The organism is Cellulomonas sp. (assembly GCF_965229465.1).
GTDB lineage: Bacteria > Actinomycetota > Actinomycetes > Actinomycetales > Cellulomonadaceae > Cellulomonas.
The window spans coordinates 1-15384 of sequence record NZ_OZ245882.1; the positions used below are offsets into that span (position 1 = coordinate 1).

Here is a 15384-nt window from a genome sequence, read left to right on the forward strand (position 1 = left end):
TCCTCACCCATCCACGCGGCACCCGGCACCGAACACAGGGCATGGAGACCACCCACGCACTGACCCGGCGCGAGCGCGTGATCCTCGCGCACCTGGCCCTGCCCCTGACGCTCAACGAGATCGCCGCGGCACTCTTCGTCACCCGGAACACGGTGAAGTCGCAGGTCCGCTCGATCTACCAGAAGCTCGGTGTCGCCGACCGCGAGTCCGCGCTCTCCGCCGGTCGGGCGCGCGGACTGGTTCCGGCCGACCTCGGGCTGCCGGAGGTGGAGCAGAGCCGACGACGCCTGGTGGGTGTGCCGGCTCAGACGTCGATCCGGTAGGTCAGCGACAGCTCGTCGCCCGAGCCGCCCCTAATCCCCCAGTTCTCCGGGGGGCTCTCGATGATGATGACCTCGAGGTCGTCGGCGGAGATCCCGAGGGTGGGGGCGACGTCGTCGTAGAACGCGGCGATCAGGGCGCGTCGGGCCTCGCGGGAGCGGCCGGTGAAGCAGAGGATCTCGACGACCAGGTACTCCTTGCTGCGCGGTGCCACCAGGTCGTCGGCGTCGAGCAGGAGGAAGCGGTGGAACCTCTTGTCCTCGGGCAGCCCCCAGGTCCCGACGACCGCGCGGTGGACCGCGTCGGACACGGATCCCCGGCGGTCCTGCCAGACGTCGCGCCGGCCGTAGATCTTCACGTGCGCCATGGGTCCTCCTCGCCGGGTCCACCGTCGCGCGGGAGCCTACAGTTCACGGGTGCTCGTGCTCCTGCCGCCCTCCGAGGGCAAGACCGCGCCGCGCCGCCGCGGCCCCCTGCTCGACCTCGACGCCCTCTCCGCGCCCGGGCTCAACCCGGTGCGTGAGAAGGTGCTCGACGCGTTGATCCAGGTCAGCGCGTCGCCCGACGCGATGCGGGTGCTGGGCGTCGGCACGAGCCTGTCCGAGGAGGTCGCGCACAACGTCACCCTGCGCACCGCGTCGACCGCCCCGGCCAAGCACGTCTACTCCGGGGTGCTGTACGCGGCCGCCGGACTCGACCGGCTGACGCCGACCGGCCGGGCGCGCGCAGCGGACAGCGTGCGGATCGTGTCCGGCCTGTGGGGCCTCGTCGCGCCCGACGACCCCATCCCCGCGTACCGCCTCTCCATGGCCACGCACCTGCCGGGCATCGGCCACCTGCCCGGTGCGTGGCGCGAGGTGATCGGGGACGAGCTCCAGGCGCGTGCCGAGGGCGAGCTCGTGGTGGACTGCCGGTCCGCGACGTACCTCGCCGCCTGGCACCCGCCGCGGTCGGCCGACTGGGTGTCGGTGCGGGTCCTGCGCGAGCTGGACGGGAGGAGGTCCGTGGTGTCGCACAACGCCAAGCACACCCGCGGGGTGCTCACCCGGCACCTGCTGACGCGTCGCGGGCGCGCCCCGCACGACGCGGAGTCGTTGGCGCGCGTGGCCGGCGAGCTCGTCGGCTCGACACTGCTCGCGGTCGAGCTGGGCCCGGCGACCCGCGGCGCCCGGACGCTCGAGCTCGTCGTGGCCTGAGTGGCGCACCGCCGGCGCGTGCCCTGGTGGCTCGTCGCGCTCCTGGTGATCGCCGCCGTGCTCGTGACGGGGGCGCTCCCCACGCAGGACGCGCGGGCCCTGGCCGAGCGGACGCTGCCCATCCTGGTGTTCGTCGCGGCGCTGACCGTCGTCGCCGAGATGTGCGCAGGCGCCGGCCTGTTCGACGCGGCAGCGGGGCTGGCGTCGAAGGTGGCCGGCGGGCGCCGGTGGGCGCTGTGGGCGCTCGTGGTGCTGCTGGCGACGGCAAGCACCGCGGTGCTGTCCCTGGACACCACCGCGGTCCTGCTCACACCGGTGGTCATCGCGCTCGCCCGACGCACCCGCACGCCCCCGCTCCCGTTCGCGCTGGCCGTGCTCGCCCTGGCCAACACGGCATCGCTCGTCCTGCCGGTCTCCAACCTCACCAACCTGCTGGCGGACCACACGCTGCGCGCCGCCGGGGTGGGCTATCTGGGACTGATGTGGGCCCCCGCGCTCGCCGCGATCCTGGTCACGGTCGCGGTCCTCGCCGTCCGCGACCGGCGGGCGCTGCACGGCAGCTACGAGCCACCGCCTCCGCACCCCGTGCGCGACCGGGGACTGCTCGTCGTGTGCGCCGTCGCGGTCGGGGCGCTGGCCGTCGCCTTCGTCGTCGGAGCACCGACCGCGCCGACGGCCGTCGTCGTCGCGGTCGTCCTGCTCGCCGCGACGCTGCTGCGGCACCAGAAGCTCCCCGTCCCCGCGGGCGACCTCGTCCCGTGGCGGACGCTGGTCGTCGTGCTCGGCCTCTTCGTCGTGGTCGCCACCGCGCACGCGCACGGGCTGGGGACCGCGCTCGCCCGGGCCGCGGGAACCGGTGACGGCCTAGGCGCGCTGCTCCAGGTAGCCGCTGTCGGTGCGCTCGCGTCGAACGCGATGAACAACCTGCCCGCGTACCTGGCGCTCGAGCCCGCAGCCGGCACCGACCCGCTCCGGGTGGCCGCCCTGCTCATCGGCACGGGCGTCGGGCCGTTGCTCACGCCGTGGGGATCGCTGGCGACCATCCTGTGGTGGCAGCGGTGCCGGACCGTGATGCTCGCGGTCCCGGCCGGCAGGATCGTGCGTCAGGGCCTGCTGCTCGCTCCCCTGGCGGTCGTCGCTGCCACGCTCGCGCTCGTCGCGACGAGCTGACGGCTCAGGACGACCAGCCCTCGCTCGGCACGCCGACGACGGCGATCTCGTCGCGCTTGTCCGCGAAGAGCCGCACGATGCTCACCGACGCGGGCGCCACGCGCAGCTGGCTCCACGACGACGGCTGCGCGCCCATGGTGACGCCCAGGGCCGCGCGGATCGACACGGCGTGGCTCACGACCACGACAGTGCGGTCGACGCCCTCCGCGAGGAGCTGGTCCAGACCGCGCTGTAGCCGGCGGCCGACGTCCTCGATCGACTCCCCACCGGGCGGTCGCAGGTCGGCCTTGGTGTGCCACGGCTCCAGCTGCCCGGGCCACCGCTCCTCGATCTGCTCGGAGGTCAGCCCCTGCCACTCGCCGAAGTTCGCCTCCTGGAACGTCGCGTCCGTCCGGACCGGCAGCCCCAGCTTCTCGCCGATGATCGCGCTGGTCTGCTGGGTCCGGACCATCGGGGAGGCGATGACCTGGCTGGGGTACGGGATGTCGCCCCACAGGTCGCGACCGACACGGTCGACCAGGTCCGCGGCGTCGCGCGCCTGGCGCAGGCCCGTCTCGTCGAGCGGAGGACCCGGTTCGCCCGAGCCGGAGTAGCCGCGGGAGACCGTCATCGTGGTCTGTCCGTGCCGGACCAGGACCACCGTGACAGGTTGTTCCTCGTCGAACCGGACGCCTGCTCCGGACGGGCGGGGGGCGCGTGCGCTGCTCACGCTCGCAGTCTGTCGGTCCGGCGGCGCCGGCGCGACTCAGCCCTTCGCGGGCTCCGGCAGGCGCACCAGGATCCGGCCGCACTCCTCGCAGCGCGTGACCTGGTCCTCGGGCGCCTTGACGATGGCCTCGACGTCGAGCGGGTTGAGCTCGAGCCGGCAGCTCTCGCACCGACGGCCACGCAGCGCCCCGGCTCCCTTGCCGCCCAGCTGGCCCCGCAGCCGCTCATAGAGGGTGACGAGGCCGGCATCCAGACCCTCGACAGCCTTGGCGCGCTCGGCCCGGACGGACTCGGCGTCGGCGTCGAGAGCGGCGAACGCCGCGTCGCGCTCGGCCTCGACCGCTGCGCGCTTGTCGGCGAGCGACTCGTGGGCCGTCGTGACCTCGGCGAGGGCGGTCTCGTGCGCCTCGAGGCGCTCCATCACGTCGAGCTCGACCTCCTCCAGCTCGGCCTGGCGTCGGCCCAGCGTGCCCAGCTCGCTCTGCAGCGCCTGGAGGTCCTTCGGGCTGCCCTGTCCGGAGTCGAGCCGCGACTGGTCCCGCGCCGCGCGCACCCGCACCTGCTCGACGTCGGCCTCCGCCTTGCGCAGCTCCCGCCGCAGGTCGCTCACCGCCGTCTGGGACGTCACCAGCGCCGTGTGCAGGTCCGTGACCTGCGAGCCCAGCTCGGTCAGCCGCGCGAGCTCCGGAAGGGTGCGCTTCTTGTGGGCGATCTGGTCCAGGCGGGTGTCGAGCTCCTGGACCTCGAGCAGTCGGCGCTGGTCCGCTGCGGGGGCAGTCGTCACGGGTGTCCTTCCGGCGGTGCACTGGGTTCGAGCGGTGACAGAGGCTTCGGCGGATCCGGGCTCGCGACGCGACCCGTCCACGGGTCCGTGCTCACCGTGCTCACGCGGGTCTTAACCGTAGTCCCCGCGGCGGCTGCGTCCTGCGCAAGCGTGCGTGCCGCGAGCGCGAGCCACGGCCACTCGGAGGCGAAGTGGGCGACGTCGACGAGGTACGGCGTGGACGATCCCACGGCGCGGCCGTCGTGCTCCGCCCGCTCGCGCAGCTCGGACGCCGGATGGTGCCGGAGGTCCGCGGTCACGTAGGCGTCGACGCCCGACGCGCGGACGGAGTCGAAGAACGAGTCGCCGGAGCCGCCGACCACCGCGACGCGCTCGACCCGCCCGTCCGGGTCGCCCGCGTACCGGACCCCCTGCGCGGTCATGGGGAGCGCCGCGGCGACCGTGGCGGCGAACGCCCGCAGCGTCGTCGGTTCCGCCAGCGTGCCCACCCGACCCGTGCCGGTGGCACCGGGCCACGACGCGAGCTCGAGCACGTCGAACGCCGGCTCCTCGTACGGGTGCGCCTCCCGCATCGCTGCGACCACCGACGCACGCAGCCGGCGCGGCGCCACCATCTCGACGCGCGCCTCGACCACCCGCGCGGCCTGCCCGGCGGAGCCGATCGCCGGCGACGCCGAGTCCGACGGCGTGAACGTGCCCTCGCCGGTCGACGTCCACGCGCACCGGGTGTACTCCCCGACAGCGCCCGCGCCCGCAGCGGCGAGCGCGTCGACCAGCCGCTCCGCGACCTCGACCGGCACGAAGACCACGTGCTTGTCCAGCGGCTCGGCAGGCGCAGGATCCAGTGGCGCGGTCGCGACGAGGCCCAGCACCTGCGCGAGCGCGTCGTTCACGCCCCCGGCCGCCGCGTCGGCGTTCGTGTGGGCCGTGTACAGGGCGGTCCCCGTGCGGACCAGGCGGTGCAGCAGCGCGCCCTTGACGGTGGTGGCGGCGATCGAGTGCACGGGGCGCAGGAGCAGCGGGTGGTGGGTCACCACGAGGTCGGCGCCCCACGCCTCGGCCTCGTCGGCCACGACGCCGACGGGGTCGACCGCGAACAGCACCCGCCGGACGGGCTGGTCCGGGTCGCCGGCGACCAGGCCGACCGCGTCCCAGGACTCGGCTGTCGACGGGGGGTACCGGCGATCGAGCAGCCGCACCACCTCCGCCAGGGAGGGTGATGTCACGTCGCGCACGCTACCGGGCCGTCGTCTCGACCGGGTCGCCGACGCGGACGCGGCCGCCACGGACCGGCACCATCTGGATCCCGAACCACACCTCGCCGTCCCAGCGGCGGTGCCGGGCCAGCGTCCGCAGCGGCTCCTTGCCCGTGGCCCGGGTGTCCGGGTCGATGGTCGTGAGCACGCACCGCCCGCACTGGTCCGCGAACCGGAGCTCGACCTCGCCGACCACCACCCGACCCCAGCCGTCCTCGGCGAACGGCTCGAGGTCGCCGTCGACCACGAGGTTCGGCCGGAACCGACGCATGTCGAACGGGTGCTGCGGTTCGGGCGGCGGCTTCCCCGCCTCGAGCGCCGCCTGCACCCGCTCGTCGTGGATCTCGGCCGCCCACGCGTCGAGGCGATGCAGCGACGCGGTCGTGGTGACGTGCACCGGGCCGGTGTCGGTGAGGGCGAGCGGGTCGGCGAGCGTGCCGCCGTGCTCGTCCGACATCCCCCGGCGGGCGGGGTCGTCGAGCCAGACGAGCCGGACGGGGTGCCCGATCAGCTCCGAGCACCAGGCGTCCGCTGCGTCGCCGGCCCGCGTCGCGGTGTCGAGGCGGCTGAGCTGGACGGGGACGTCGGCCGGGCCGGACGGGATCTCGACCAGGAGGTCCGAGAGGCCGTCGGCGGACAGTCGGACACCCTTCGGGTCGCGTGTGGCGACGGCGGCGAGCATCCGGGGGTGCTTGCGCGCGGTGACGGTGGCACCGTCCGCGTCGACCACCATCCACCGGCGATCCCCGAGCGGTCCCGCCGCGTCCAGCTCCATCGACGTCAGGGACGTCCCCGCGAACGACTTGACCGGGTACACGGTCAGCCCGGAGACGAACGGCGTGGTCGCGCGCATGGCTGGACCCTAACAACTGCGCACGGGCGAGACGGGTGGGCCCGGCCGGTTTCGAACCGGCGACCTCCGCGGTGTAAGCGCGGCGCTCTGACCAGCTGAGCTACAGGCCCCGACGAGCATCCCGCGGACGGTCCGCTCGACGGGCGAACAGACTACCGGCGCTCAGGCGGCGAGGTCCGCGAGCGCCTGCCGGTAGGACGAGAAGTCCCGGGCACGTCCGGGCGGATTGACGACGCTCCAGCGCAGCACGCCCTCCGCGTCGACGAGGAAGCTGCCCCGCACCGCGAAGCCCTTGGCCTCGTCGAAGACCCCGTAGGCCGTGGCCACCTCGCCGTGCGGCCAGAAGTCGGAGAGCAGGTCGAACCCGAAGCCCTCGCTCGCAGCCCAGGCGCGCAGCGCATGACCGGGGTCGCACGACACGACGACGACGTGGACCCCCGCCTGCTCGAACTCCGTGATGTTGTCGCGGAGCTGGCACAGCTCCCCCGTGCACGTGGCCGAGAACGCGAACGGGACGAACACGATGACGACGGGTCCGCCGCGCAGGCCGCTGAGGGTCACGGGCGTGCCGTGGGTGTCCGGCAGCGAGAAGTCGGGGGCCGGCGTGCCGAGCGCGGGCGTGGACCGGGCGGTGTCATCCATGGCGGGGACTGTAACAACGGGGGCGCTTCGACCGCGGTGACTCCCGGGCTCGCGTCGGGTCACGATGTGAGACAGGTCACATCGTGGACACCGCTCCCGCCGGTTGGGCCGTCCGGGTGACAACCCGCTCGGCAGGCGGACCTCGCAGCCGATGGGCCGCCGCTCGACGCGTGCACGATCACCCGAAAGGGTGAACGGCAGGTGCGCCGGGGATGGCGCGGGGCGTGTCACCTCACTCCCGTCCGAGCGGTCGCGCTCCCACGTCACCCGGACCCGCCGATCGCACCACGACAACTGCGAAGGCGCAGGTCCCCGGGGTGCGGCGGCCGGGCCCGGCGGCGGCGTCGGCGGATCGGCGCCAGGAGGTGGACGCGTCCGGCACCGGTGCGACCGCGCGCCGGGACCCCTCGGATGGGGCGGAGACGGCTGCCCCGGGCACCTGCGCGCGGGCCGACCCGCGGCACATCGGACACTCGGGGAGCATGCGCCGATATGACCTGGATTGGGCTTCGGCCTGACGAACTTCTCGATCAGGACGGAGTTGGACAAGCCTCCGAGTCGCTGCCAGCCTGTACGGCAACCCGGGCCCCAGAGGGGTTCGGCATTGCCCGTTGCACCCCTCCCCAACGGCAACTTGAGGTTCCTCATGCACACTCGTATACGACCGATCGCGCTCGTCGCGATTCTCGCCGTCGGCATCGCCACCGTCGCAGTGACCGCCCCCGCTCTCGCAGACGCCTCCGGAGCCTGCGCCCCGCAGTCGAGCGACCGGCTCGTGCCCGGCCAGACCCTCGAGGTCGGCCAGAAGATCACGTCGCAGAACGGCGCCTACACGTTCGGCATCGAGGCCGGCGGCACCCTCGCGATCCGCACCGCCGCGGGCGGTGCCCTGTGGAAGCACGGCGCAGTCGGCGCCGACTCGACCCTGACGCTCACCACACCGGGCGACCTGGAGCTCCGCACCGCCTCGGGCGCCGTGCGCTGGCGCTCCGCCGTGACCGGTGCGTGCCCCACCGTCGTGGTGCTCAACGACGGCCGCGTGGTCGGAGCCGACGGCTCCGCGGAGCGCTGGAGCATCCCCGTCAAGCGCGCGAAGAACGCCACGGTCCCCGTGGTCGGGGCGGGCACCCCCACCCCGCCCGCGACGCCCCTCCCCGTCCTGTCCGCCACCACGTGCACGGCGCAGGCCGACCGGCTCGTCGCCGGGCAGTCGCTGACCGCCGGCAAGGGCATCACCTCCGCCAACGGTCGGTACCGCTTCGCCGTGGACACCGACGGCTCGCTGGCCATCACGTCCACCAGCACCGGCAACGCGCTGTGGAGGAAGGCGTCACCCGGCGCCGGCGCCGCAGTCAAGCTCGCGACCGACGGCACGCTCACCTACGCGTCGGGGTCCGCCGTGGCATGGACCCAGGCCTCCGGCTCCGCCTGCCCGGTGGTCGTCGTCCGCGACGACGGCCGCGTCACCGGTGCAGCCGGTGGGAAGGTGCTGTGGAGCATCCCCAGCACGATCCCGGCCTCCGACGTCGTGAGCCCGTCCCCCACGCCGACACCGACGCCGACGGCCACCCCCACCCCGACCCCGACGCCGACCCCCACGGTCGCGCCGAGGCCGACCCCCACCCCGACGCCTGCGCCCGCACCCGCACCCGCACCCGCACCGGGCAAGCCCACCACCGGCACCCGGGTCGCCGCGCTGCACCCGTTCGCGTCGAGCGCCTTCTGGAACACGGCGATCGGCTCGGGGGCGAAGTACGAGTCGGCCACCTCGAAGGCGACCGCCAACTTCCTGTCGGGCAAGCCGAACATCAACTCGTCCATGTGGTCGTACGCGATCTACAAGGCGAAGTCCTCGGACCCGCAGGCGACGGTCACGAACACCAACAACGGCCAGGTCTTCACGTTGCGGATCCCGGCCGGCACGGTGGCGACCGGCGGTACGGACATGCACACCGGCGTGATCCAGCCCGACGGCTACACGGCCTACGAGTTCTACAAGTTCAAGCCCGTCGGGACGAACAAGTACGAGACCACGCGGGTGGTCGTCACCGACCTGCGTGGTGACGGGCTGACCAACGGCTCCCGCGCGTCGAGCATCTCGTTCTACGGCGGCCTCATCCGCGCCGAGGAGCTGGCGAACCACTCGATCCCGCACACCATCGGGATCGGCGTGCCCGCCTCGATGCTCAAGCTCGGACCGGTCTGGCCGGCTCGGACGCAGGACACCGCGGCACCCACGACGTACGTGGGCCAGCTGCCGATGGGCTCCATGCTCGCGATCCCGCCGTCGGTAGACCTGAACTCGCTCGGTCTCACCGACGACGGCCTGGCGCTGGGACGTGCGCTCCAGGACTACGGCGGCCACGTGCTGATCCAGTCCGGCACGGTCGCGCTCTACTGCGAGGCGAACTGCGACCAGCCGCAGGTCAAGGAACTGTGGGCCGCGTGGCAGGTGCTCTACCCGTACATGCGCGTGGTCACGAACAACACCGCGGACAACGTGGGTGGCGGCGGAACGCGTCGGCAGCCCCCGCTGCCGGAGGTCCAGCAGTAGTCAGTAGTCAGTAGTCAGTAGTCAGTAGTCACCGACGCGTTCGCCCGGCTCGCTCGACGAGCCGGGCGAACGCGTCTGTGGGCTCGTCCCGGTCCGCACGGACGAAGAAGCCCGCTCAGACGCCCTGAGGGCGCGTGAGCGGGCTTCTTGGCGCGCTGAGAGGGTGCGGGGGGGCCGCGCCGGCGGTCAGCGGCCGCGGCCGCGGGTGCCGAGGCGCGTCGCGGACCAGTCCGCGGCGATCGGGAACGTGCTCATGGCGTGCAGGCCGGACGTCGTCGCGGCCTCCTCGATGTCACTGTGGGAGACATGCCCGGCACGCCCGGCCTTGGGCGTGAGGAGCCAGATCGGACCCCCGTCGTCGAGGACGGTCATCGCGTCGACGAGCAGGTCCGTGAGGTCGCCGTCGCCGTCCCGGAACCAGATGACCGCACCGTCCGTGACGTCGTCGTACTCCTCGTCGACCAGCTCGGTCCCGGTGACCGTCTCGATCCCGGAGCGCAGCTCGGCGTCGACGTCGTCGTCGTAACCGAACTCCTGGATCACCTGTCCCGAGCTCAAACCCAAGCGGGCGGCCGTCTGCGACGCGCCTTCGTCCGCGGTGGATGACACGTCCGGACCGCTCCCTTCCGTCTCGGCGGTCCCGTCGGGGGCCGCCTTCTCGTTGCCGCACACGCTAGCCCACCGCACCCCGCCGGGCGCACGCAAGACCTGCGCCGACGCACGTGTCGATCCCCTTGTGCGACCGCCCGACACCCCGCCCGCGCCCACTGTCATCGACGTCACGTCGAGGTTCTCGGTACTCGGTGTGACTTTCGGGCCTCCGGGGTCCGAGAATGGGTCGAACACCCCGCACCCGTCGAGCCGCCTACCCGGGCGCGCCCAGCACGGGCCGGGCCAGATGCGCCGCCGATGCCGACAGGGCTCGTGCGCGCGGACGAGACGCAAGGAGCGCTGGTGGCTTCGATCGACGAGACGGGACCGCTCATCGGCGGCCTGCTCAGCCAGGTGCCGGACATCGACCCGGACGAGACCGGCGAGTGGGTGGAGTCCCTCGACGGACTCATCGACGAGAAGGGCGGCCCTCGAGCGCGCTACGTGCTGCTGAGCATGCTGCGGCACGCGCGCCAGCGGAACGTGGCCATCCCGGCCTCGCTCAACACGCCCTACGTGAACACCATCGCGGTGCACGACGAGCCCTACTTCCCCGGCGACGAGGTGCTGGAGCGCCGCTACCGCTCGTGGATCCGCTGGAACGCCGCCGTCATGGTGACGCGCGCCCAGCGCCCCGGGATCGGCGTCGGCGGGCACATCTCCTCCTACGCGTCCGTCGCGACGCTGACCGAGGTGGGCCTCAACCACTTCTTCCGCGGCAAGGACCACCCCGGCGGCGGTGACCAGGTCTACTTCCAGGGCCACGCCTCCCCGGGCGTGTACGCCCGCGCCTACCTGGAGGGCCGCCTGAGCGCCCACCAGCTGGACGGCTTCCGCCAGGAGCTCTCGCACCCCGGCGGCGGTCTGCCGTCGTACCCGCACCCGCGGCTGGCGCCGGACCTGTGGGAGTTCCCCACCGTCTCCATGGGCCTCGGCCCGGCGAGCGCCATCTACCAGGCCTGGACCAACCGCTATCTGCACCTGCGGGGCATCAAGGACACCAGCCAGCAGGACGTCTGGGCGTTCCTCGGCGACGGCGAGATGGACGAGCCCGAGTCCCGCGGCATGCTGCAGCTGGCCGGCCAGCAGGGCCTGGACAACCTCACGTTCGTCGTCAACTGCAACCTGCAGCGGCTCGACGGCCCCGTCCGTGGCAACGGCAAGATCATCCAGGAGCTCGAGGCGCAGTTCCGTGGCGCCGGCTGGAACGTCATCAAGGTGATCTGGGGCCGCGAGTGGGACACCCTGCTCAACGCCGACAAGGACCGCGCGCTCGTCAACCTGATGAACACGACGCCGGACGGCGACTTCCAGACGTACCGCGCCGAGAACGGCGCCTTCATCCGCGAGAACTTCTTCGGCCGCGACCCGCGGACCAAGCAGCTCGTGGAGAAGATGACCGACGACGAGATCTGGGCGCTCAAGCGCGGCGGGCACGACTACCGCAAGATCTACGCCGCCTACAAGGCCGCGCGTGAGCACACCGGCACGCCCACGGTCATCCTGGCGCACACCATCAAGGGCTACGGCCTGGGCTCCGGCTTCGCCGGGCGCAACGCCACGCACCAGATGAAGAAGCTCAAGTCGGACGACCTCAAGACGCTGCGCGACTCGCTGCACATCCCGATCACGGACGAGCAGATCGACGAGAACCCGTACGTGCCGCCGTACTTCCACCCGGGCGCCGAGGACGAGGGCATCCAGTACATGCTCGAGCGTCGTCGCCAGCTCGGCGGCTTCGTGCCGGAGCGACGTACCACGCACAAGCCGCTGACCCTCCCCGACCCCAAGGTCTACGAGGGCCTGGCCAAGGGCTCGGGCCACCAGGAGGTCGCCACGACCATGGCCCTGGTGCGCCTGTTCAAGGACCTGGTGCGGGACAAGGAGTTCGGCCACCGCCTGGTGCCGATCATCCCGGACGAGGCCCGCACGTTCGGCCTCGACGCGATCTTCCCGAGCGCCAAGATCTTCAACACGAACGGCCAGAACTACATGGCCGTGGACCGCGAGCTCATGCTCTCCTACAAGGAGTCCGAGTCCGGCCAGATCATGCACACGGGCATCAACGAGGCCGGCTCGGCGTCGGCGTTCCAGGCCGTCGGCACGTCGTACGCGACGCACGGTGAGCCGCTGATCCCGTTCTACTTCTACTACTCGATGTTCGGCTTCCAGCGCACGGGCGACCAGTTCTGGGCGGCCGGGGACCAGATGGCCCGCGGGTTCCTCATCGGTGCCACCGCCGGTCGCACCACCCTGACCGGTGAGGGCCTCCAGCACGCCGACGGCCACTCGCCGCTGCTGGCCGGCACCATGTCCCACGTCGTGCACTACGACCCGGCGTACGGGTACGAGATCCGGCACATCGTCAAGGACGGCATCGAGCGGATGTACGGCGAGGGTCACGACCGTGACCGCGACGTCATCTACTACCTCACCGTCTACAACGAGCCGATGCAGCAGCCGGTCGAGCCCGAGGGTGTCGACGTCGAGGGCATCCTGCGTGGCATCCACCAGATCGCGCCGGCCGAGGGCGACGGGCCGCGCGCCCAGATCCTGGCGTCGGGCGTGGCGGTGCCGTGGGCTCTCGAGGCAAAGCAGCTGCTGGCCGACGACTGGGGCGTCCAGGCCGCGGTCTGGTCCGTGACCAGCTGGAACGAGCTGCGCCGCGACGGTCTCGCCGCGGACAAGCAGGCGTACCTGCACCCGGGCGAGGAGGAGCGCGTCCCGTACCTCACCCAGAAGCTCCAGGGGGCCGAGGGGCCGTTCGTCGCGACGACGGACTTCGACCACCTGGTGGCCGACCAGGTGCGCGCCTGGATCCCCGGCACCTACGCCACGCTGGGCGCCGACGGCTTCGGCTTCTCGGACACGCGGGCGGCGGCTCGTCGCCACTTCAAGATCGACGGTCCGTCGACGGTCGTCCGGGTGCTCCAGCAGCTCGCCCGCACGGGCGCGGTGAGCCACGAGGCGCCCGCGCAGGCGATCGAGCGCTACCGCCTGTACGACGTCACCGCCGGCACCTCCGGCAACACGGGCGGCGACAGCTGACCTGCGCCGCACGCACGACGAAGGCCCGGGCTCCTGGAGCCCGGGCCTTCGTCGTGCGGCGTGTCAGGTGCCGGGGATCGTCTGCTCGGCGTGCGCCACGTCACGCGCGAGCTCGCTCTTGAGGTCCGCGACGGCCCGCTGGTCGGGGTAGAGGTCGAGCGCGGCGATGTGCTGCTTGGCCTCGAGCGGCCGGCCGGCCTCGATCGAGGCCAGCACCAGGTGCCGAGCGACGGCCGGGTCGTGCTCGCGGGGACGCCAGTGCCCGACACCGAGACCGAGGGCGTCGACCGGCAGACCGGCCCCGCGCAGGAGCCCGAGCGCCTCGACGAGCGCCTTGCCCGACGGGTCCCGTTCCGCCGCGGTGGTCAGCCTGCGCAGGGTTCCCTCGTGGTCGTCGTGCACCGACAGGCGCGCCACCTCGATCAACGGGTACCAGGCGCGGGGGTTCCCGGCGAGCTCCTCCCCGAGCGCCCAGACCGCCAGATCGGCTGCCCGCTGGCGCTCGCTGTCGTCGACGGGCGCGGAGAGGGGATCGCTGTCGGGGCTCGCCTCGGCGGCACGGCGACGGACGATCTCCGCGAGGGCGACGAACGCCCGCTCGTTGTTCGGGTCGTCGCTGAGCATGGAGCGCAGCGCGTCCTCGTGGAGCGTGTCACCGCGTCGCGACGCCTTGGTCGGTCGGCGCGCGCCGACCCGCGAGGCCGAGGTCGGCCGTCGCATGAGTTGACGCAAACGGGGCAGAAGTGCCATGACGCGACCTTATCGGCTGGGGGCGAGCCTCACCCGGTCGACGACGTACCTCACACTTCTGTGACCCCGGCTGGTCGACGCCGTTTGTCGACTTCCCACAATGCCGGACCCTATGCTCGCCCCATGTCCAGCAGCCTGCGCGGGGCGGGCTCCACGCCCGTCGCGCCCCCTGACAAGCCGGATGCACCCGTGGGGGGCGGCCGTGCCCGCCGGTCGGTGACGGCCCGCGCGCGGACCCCCGTGCTCGAGGCCCGCGGCGGTCCCGAGACCCAGCGCCGGGTGCGCGACAGCGCCGGGCTGCTGTCCGGCGCCGCGATGCGACGCCTCGACGAGGACCTCGAGTGGTACCGCGCCCTGCCCGCGGAGGACCGTTCCTGGGTGGGGCTCGTCGCCCAGGCAGGCATCACGGCCTTCGTCACCTGGTTCGCCGAGCCCACCCGCCCGCCGCACGGGGTGGGCGACATCTTCGCCGCCGCCCCACCGGAGCTGACCCGGTCGATCTCGCTCCAGCACACCCTCCAGCTGGTCCGCGTGGTGGTCGACGTCGTCGAGACCCACAGCGACCGCCTGGCAGCGCCGGGCGACGAGCGGGAGGTGCGCGAGGCGGTGCTCCGGTACTCCCGGGAGGTCGCGTTCTCCGCGGCCGAGGTCTACGCGCGCGCCGCCGAGGTCCGCGGCGCCTGGGACGCCCGCCTCGAGGCCCTGGTCGTCGACGCCCTCGTGCGGGGAGACGTGGACGACGCGCTGCGCTCGCGGATCGCCGCCCTCGGCTGGAGCGGACGGGGATCGACGCTGGTCATGGTCGGGACGACCACGTCGGCGCTGGACGACGTGCGCGCCGCAGAGCTCCGTCGGGCGACGCGTCGCGCGGCAGACGACGCCCTCGTCGGCATCCAGGGCGACCGCCTCGTCGTCTTCCTCGGGGGCGAGGGTGACCTGCGCGCCGCCGCGAGCACGCTGCTACCGCGGTTCGGCCCCGGGCCGGTGGTGATCGGGCCGGTGGTGGGCGACCTCACCGACTCCGCGCGCTCCGCCCGGGCCGCGCTGTCCGGTCTCCTCGCCGCTCCGGCGTGGGAACAGGCGCCCCGTCCCGTGCTGGCGGACGAGCTCCTGCCCGAGCGCGTGCTCATCGGTGACGCCACCGCGCGCCGCACGCTGGTCGCGCAGGCGTTCGCGCCCCTGGCGGCCAGCCCGGGCTCCCTGCTCGAGACCCTCTCGGCCTACCTGGGCACGGGCCGCTCGCTCGAGGCCGCCGCGCGGACCCTGTTCGTGCACCCCAACACCGTCCGGTACCGCCTGCGACGGGTCGCCGACGTCACCGGCTGGGACCCCCTGGACGCGCGCGAGTCGTACGTCCTCCAGATCGCCCTCGCGCTGGGCCGTCTGGACGCCGCCGACGGTCCGACGGGCGGCATCGCCCGCTGAGGTCGTTGTAGGAGTCGCACAAGGGC

At 73.1% G+C, this 15384-nt stretch carries 14 protein-coding genes and 1 tRNA gene; 6 read left to right on the forward strand and 9 right to left on the reverse strand.

Annotated features, from left to right (window positions below; all coding sequences use genetic code 11):
• The first annotated feature begins 41 nt into the window (after positions 1-41).
• A complete protein-coding gene (locus ACO06A_RS00005) occupies positions 42-323 on the forward strand; it encodes a LuxR C-terminal-related transcriptional regulator (RefSeq protein ID WP_421734134.1) in 282 nt (93 codons plus the stop codon).
• Here ACO06A_RS00005 and ACO06A_RS00010 read toward each other — a convergent pair.
• The gene (locus ACO06A_RS00010) at positions 305-688 is read right to left on the reverse strand and encodes a tautomerase family protein (protein WP_421734135.1); all 384 of its coding nucleotides are present in this window, start codon (positions 686-688) and stop codon (positions 305-307) included. The genes ACO06A_RS00005 and ACO06A_RS00010 overlap by 19 nt on opposite strands.
• A gap of 49 nt (positions 689-737) precedes the next feature.
• On the opposite strand from ACO06A_RS00010, the gene ACO06A_RS00015 reads away from it, so the two are divergent.
• Together ACO06A_RS00015 and ACO06A_RS00020 are read left to right on the forward strand one after the other, a co-directional pair.
• Complete coding sequence (locus ACO06A_RS00015) at positions 738-1517, forward strand: YaaA family protein (RefSeq protein WP_421734136.1); 780 nt, start codon at positions 738-740, stop codon at positions 1515-1517.
• Between the two features lie 18 nt (positions 1518-1535).
• On the forward strand, positions 1536-2687 hold the full coding sequence (locus tag ACO06A_RS00020; RefSeq protein ID WP_421734137.1) for an SLC13 family permease: 1152 nt from the start codon (positions 1536-1538) through the stop codon (positions 2685-2687).
• Between the two features lie 4 nt (positions 2688-2691).
• Here ACO06A_RS00020 and ACO06A_RS00025 read toward each other — a convergent pair whose 3' ends face one another.
• The 6 genes from ACO06A_RS00025 to ACO06A_RS00050 all read right to left on the reverse strand — a co-directional run bounded on the left by ACO06A_RS00025 (position 2692) and on the right by ACO06A_RS00050 (position 6930).
• A complete protein-coding gene (locus ACO06A_RS00025) occupies positions 2692-3396 on the reverse strand; it encodes a histidine phosphatase family protein (RefSeq protein ID WP_421734138.1) in 705 nt (234 codons plus the stop codon).
• A 36-nt stretch (positions 3397-3432) separates the two neighbouring features.
• Positions 3433-4179 (reverse strand): zinc ribbon domain-containing protein, encoded by a 747-nt coding sequence (locus ACO06A_RS00030; protein ID WP_421734139.1) that lies wholly within the window; start codon positions 4177-4179, stop codon positions 3433-3435.
• Positions 4176-5405, reverse strand: coding sequence for a Nif3-like dinuclear metal center hexameric protein (locus ACO06A_RS00035; protein ID WP_421734140.1), 1230 nt, complete (start codon positions 5403-5405; stop codon positions 4176-4178). The genes ACO06A_RS00030 and ACO06A_RS00035 overlap by 4 nt, the downstream gene beginning before the upstream one ends.
• A gap of 10 nt (positions 5406-5415) precedes the next feature.
• Positions 5416-6288 carry an MOSC domain-containing protein gene (locus ACO06A_RS00040; RefSeq protein WP_421734141.1) on the reverse strand — a complete coding sequence of 291 codons (873 nt, stop codon included), beginning with the start codon at positions 6286-6288 and terminating at the stop codon, positions 5416-5418.
• Between the two features lie 36 nt (positions 6289-6324).
• A tRNA-Val gene (locus ACO06A_RS00045) sits at positions 6325-6398 on the reverse strand.
• Between the two features lie 52 nt (positions 6399-6450).
• A complete protein-coding gene (locus ACO06A_RS00050; RefSeq protein ID WP_421734142.1) occupies positions 6451-6930 on the reverse strand; it encodes a peroxiredoxin in 480 nt (159 codons plus the stop codon).
• 646 nt (positions 6931-7576) lie between these two features.
• On the opposite strand from ACO06A_RS00050, the gene ACO06A_RS00055 reads away from it, so the two are divergent.
• A complete protein-coding gene (locus ACO06A_RS00055) occupies positions 7577-9484 on the forward strand; it encodes a hypothetical protein (RefSeq protein WP_421734143.1) in 1908 nt (635 codons plus the stop codon).
• Between the two features lie 186 nt (positions 9485-9670).
• On the opposite strand, the gene ACO06A_RS00060 is transcribed toward ACO06A_RS00055, so the two are convergent.
• Positions 9671-10093 carry a DUF3052 domain-containing protein gene (locus tag ACO06A_RS00060; RefSeq protein WP_421734144.1) on the reverse strand — a complete coding sequence of 141 codons (423 nt, stop codon included), beginning with the start codon at positions 10091-10093 and terminating at the stop codon, positions 9671-9673.
• Positions 10094-10438: 345 nt separating this feature from the next.
• Between ACO06A_RS00060 and aceE the strand changes: the two genes are divergently transcribed.
• Positions 10439-13183, forward strand: coding sequence for a pyruvate dehydrogenase (acetyl-transferring), homodimeric type (gene aceE, locus ACO06A_RS00065; RefSeq protein WP_421734145.1), 2745 nt, complete (start codon positions 10439-10441; stop codon positions 13181-13183).
• A gap of 63 nt (positions 13184-13246) precedes the next feature.
• On the opposite strand, the gene ACO06A_RS00070 is transcribed toward aceE, so the two are convergent.
• On the reverse strand, positions 13247-13807 hold the full coding sequence (locus ACO06A_RS00070; protein WP_421736109.1) for a hypothetical protein: 561 nt from the start codon (positions 13805-13807) through the stop codon (positions 13247-13249).
• 249 nt (positions 13808-14056) lie between these two features.
• Between ACO06A_RS00070 and ACO06A_RS00075 the strand changes: the two genes are divergently transcribed.
• Positions 14057-15358: a PucR family transcriptional regulator gene (locus ACO06A_RS00075; RefSeq protein WP_421734146.1), complete on the forward strand. Its 1302-nt coding sequence runs from the start codon at positions 14057-14059 to the stop codon at positions 15356-15358.
• Positions 15359-15384 lie beyond the last annotated feature (26 nt).

What these genes read in the sequence shown, in the direction of transcription:
- ACO06A_RS00010 (WP_421734135.1), bottom strand. Translation starts at nt 688, where the DNA reads ATGGCGCACGTGAAGATCTACGGCCGGCGCGACGTCTGGCAGGACCGC.
- ACO06A_RS00055 (WP_421734143.1), top strand. Translation starts at nt 7,577, where the DNA reads ATGCACACTCGTATACGACCGATCGCGCTCGTCGCGATTCTCGCCGTC.
- ACO06A_RS00075 (WP_421734146.1), top strand. Translation starts at nt 14,057, where the DNA reads ATGTCCAGCAGCCTGCGCGGGGCGGGCTCCACGCCCGTCGCGCCCCCT.
- ACO06A_RS00070 (WP_421736109.1), bottom strand. Translation starts at nt 13,807, where the DNA reads ATGCTCAGCGACGACCCGAACAACGAGCGGGCGTTCGTCGCCCTCGCG.
- ACO06A_RS00050 (WP_421734142.1), bottom strand. Translation starts at nt 6,930, where the DNA reads ATGGATGACACCGCCCGGTCCACGCCCGCGCTCGGCACGCCGGCCCCC.
- ACO06A_RS00040 (WP_421734141.1), bottom strand. Translation starts at nt 6,288, where the DNA reads ATGCGCGCGACCACGCCGTTCGTCTCCGGGCTGACCGTGTACCCGGTC.
- ACO06A_RS00005 (WP_421734134.1), top strand. Translation starts at nt 42, where the DNA reads ATGGAGACCACCCACGCACTGACCCGGCGCGAGCGCGTGATCCTCGCG.